Source organism: Parasphingorhabdus sp. (assembly GCF_036963705.1).
Lineage (GTDB): Bacteria > Pseudomonadota > Alphaproteobacteria > Sphingomonadales > Sphingomonadaceae > Parasphingorhabdus.
The window spans coordinates 1-3,166 of sequence record NZ_JBALUT010000133.1 but is presented as its reverse complement, the minus strand read 5'-3'; the positions used below and the strand labels follow the sequence as shown (position 1 = coordinate 3,166).

Below are 3,166 nucleotides of genomic sequence, written 5' to 3'. Positions count from 1 at the left end.
CTGCGCATGCCCACAAAGGCACGTCGTTCATCGAGATTTTCCAGAATTGCATCGTCTATAACAAGGATGTGTTCGAGGAATTTGCCGCGAAGAAAACCGCAGCCGACACCCAGTTGCATCTGCTCAACGGCGAACCAATGCTATTCTCCAAGGGCGAAAAGGGCATCTCGCTCGATCGCAAAACCCTGCAACTCGAAGTTGTCGATGTTGTAGATGGCGACTGGCAGGCGGCCGATGTGATTGTCCATGATGTCACCAACCGCTCGGTGGCGCATATGCTGATCGAAATGCAGTTCGGCGAATTCCCGATGGCCCTTGGCGTCCTCTACGACGATCCCAGACCAACGTTCGAAGCGGCTGTCGTGGCGCAGAACGAGGCTGCAGCAGTAGGCAAGAAACCTGATTTACAGGCTTTGCTGAACAAGGGGCAGACCTGGACGGTGACGGAGGACGGGCCGGAACTGTAAAGGATTTTGACTCGCACGAAGACACGAAGGCACTAAGATGCGATCACTTTCAACGAAAGTGCGAAGCGACTAGCCAATCAATATTTTGCCGGTTAGGTCGGACTTTCCTTCGTGTCTTCGTGTGAGCAAAAAATTTGGACAATCTAACCCACAGCCTGGCCGGTGCCGTCCTCGGCCAAATGGGCTTGAAGAAGAAAACCGGCCTCGGCATGGCGACGCTGATCATCGCCGCCAATATTCCGGATATCGATGCGGTGGCGACGTTGCTGGACGGGGTCCAGCATCTGGCGATCCGGCGGGGGATCACCCATGGCCCGATCGCGATGCTGGTATTACCGCTGTTGCTGACCGGACTCATGATCGGTTTTGATCGCAGGCAGGGGAAGCGGGGGAAACGGCCTGCCGACCGTTTGCCAATTCACACGGGCTGGCTACTCACTCTTGCCTACGTTGGCTGTCTTAGCCATCCGGCGCTCGACTGGCTGAACAGCTATGGTATTCGACTGCTGGAACCTTTCTCTTCGCAATGGTTTTACGGCGATAGTATTTTCATCATCGATATCTGGATCTGGGCCGCCCTGATTGCCGGTGTCTGGATTTCTCGGCGACGCGAAAAGCGGGGGGCGAGCAACGGGTCCCGTCCCGCGTGGATCAGCTTTACCACGGTCTGCGCCTATATTTTCGCTAATGGCCTGATCACCGGCAAGGCCGAGGCGGATACACAGTCGCTGCTCGATAGCAAAGTTGTCGAAGCCAAAACTTCCAGTGCCATTCACGGCCCCACGGAAATGGTCGTCGCGAACCCGCTGCCGCTTCAGTTCTGGAAACGGGAAATATTGTGGCGTAGTCATTCGGCTTACGGGTCTGGAGCCTATAGTCTTTTTAACGGTCTGGTCCTGGGTGAGGCGTATAGAATTCCCGGAAACAGCCGGTTCCTCTCGCGGGAGTTGGCAAGGTCCGACAAAAATGCAGCTGCCTTTCTATTCTGGTCAAGGATGCCGATAATCAAGGCAGTAGGCGCTCGTGTAACCGTGAAAGACCAGCGCTTCCTCGACCCGTTGGTCGGTGACCGGTTTACCGTTCGCGCCAATGTTCGAACAGACAGGTTGGACCCATCGGTTCCCTGAGTCATGGGGAGGATATGACACAAGCAAAAATCATCTGGTTCCGCCGAGACCTTCGCCTTTCCGATCAAGCCGCTGTTGCCGCTGCGGCTGCATCCGGCGGACCGGTCATTCCAGTCTATATTCTCGACGATGAGACCCCCAAACACCGCATAATGGGCGGGGCTTCGCGCTGGTGGTTGCACCGGTCACTGGAAGACTTGGAAGCATGTTTGCAGGATATCGGATCGCGTCTGATCCTGCGCAGGGGGCGGGCCTCAGAGCATTTGGCCGAAATTGTCAAATCGTCCGGAGCAGATGAAATCCATGCGATGCATCACTACGAGCCATGGTGGCGCAATGCCGACCGAATGTTGGAAAAGTCACTAGGCGATGGCGCGCGTCTGATCCTGCACGACGGTAACTATCTGCTGCCACCGGGGACAGTGACCACCGGTGCCGGAACACCCTATAAAATCTACACACCCTTCTGGAAGGCACTGCGCCAGCATATGCCGCCTGCCGATCCCGTGGCAGCGCCCGGGAAGCTGGCTTCGCCGGATCATTGGCCCGACAGCGACAGTCTGGAAGATTGGGTTCTGCTGCCGACGAAGCCGGACTGGGCGGCAGCCTTTGGCGACCACTGGCAACCCGGCGCAGCGGGCGCAGAAGATAATCTCGAGGAGTTCGCCGACAAGGCCGCGCAATATGACGAGGGTCGCAACCTGCCATCCGAAGAGCTGGTATCCCGCCTTTCGCCGCATCTCCATTTTGGCGAGATCAGTCCGGCGACCGTCTGGAACCGGCTGGCGGGGCAGGGAAGCAAGGTCGAGACCTATCTCAAGGAGCTGGTCTGGCGCGACTATGCGCAAAATGTAATCGACCAGTTCCCGCAATATGGCGGCGAGAGCTATCGCGAGAAAATGCGCGCCTTGCCGTGGCGCGATATCAACGATGATTCGGTGAAAGCGGACTTCAACGCCTGGTGCCACGGCAAGACCGGCTATCCGATTGTCGACGCCGGGATGCGGGAATTATGGGCGACCGGCTGGATGCACAATAGGGTTCGGATGATCGCTGCGAGTTTCCTGATCAAGCATCTGCTGATCGACTGGCGCGAGGGCGAGCAATGGTTCTGGGACACTTTGGTCGATGCAGATTACGCATCCAACAGCGTCAACTGGCAATGGGTGTCCGGCACAGGTGTCGACAGCAATATGTTCGTGCGGATCATGGCGCCGCTCAGCCAGTCGGAAAAATTCGACGCGGGCGACTATATCCGGCGATGGGTTCCGGAACTGGCCAATGTTGATGATCCGTATATCCATGATCCGGAAGAATCCGGATGCAAGCCGGCGCAATATCCGGCTAAGATTATTGGGCATCGGCAAGGGCGTGAAAGGGCGCTCTCGGCCTATCAGGAGGTGAAATAATGACCGATCGGATGAGTGGGAAATTTTGCGTAGTGACCGGGGCCGCGCGCGGCATCGGCAAGGCGATCGCCCAGGCTTTCATTGAAGAGGGCGCGACGGTTCTTCTGACCGATTGCGACGAGCAGACACTGGGCGCTGCCGGTGAGGAACTGGATTGCGAGAC

3 protein-coding genes and 1 pseudogene are annotated in these 3,166 nt (G+C 57.3%); all 4 read left to right on the top strand.

The genetic code is table 11. From position 1 onward, the window contains the following. A pseudogene (locus V7680_RS15285) lies at nt 1–467 on the top strand (2-oxoacid:ferredoxin oxidoreductase subunit beta); the annotation flags it as partial. 134 nt (nt 468–601) lie between these two features. Continuing rightward, complete coding sequence (locus V7680_RS15280) at nt 602–1,594, top strand: metal-dependent hydrolase (protein WP_335654114.1); 993 nt, start codon at nt 602–604, stop codon at nt 1,592–1,594. 14 nt (nt 1,595–1,608) lie between these two features. Then, the gene (locus tag V7680_RS15275) at nt 1,609–3,003 is read left to right on the top strand and encodes a cryptochrome/photolyase family protein (RefSeq protein WP_335654113.1); all 1,395 of its coding nucleotides are present in this window, start codon (nt 1,609–1,611) and stop codon (nt 3,001–3,003) included. Beyond that, the coding region (locus tag V7680_RS15270) for an SDR family NAD(P)-dependent oxidoreductase (RefSeq protein ID WP_335654115.1) at nt 3,003–3,166 on the top strand (164 nt) is incomplete at its 3' end. The genes V7680_RS15275 and V7680_RS15270, both read left to right, overlap by 1 nt.

What these genes read in the sequence shown, in the direction of transcription:
- V7680_RS15275 (WP_335654113.1), top strand. Translation starts at nt 1,609, where the DNA reads ATGACACAAGCAAAAATCATCTGGTTCCGCCGAGACCTTCGCCTTTCC.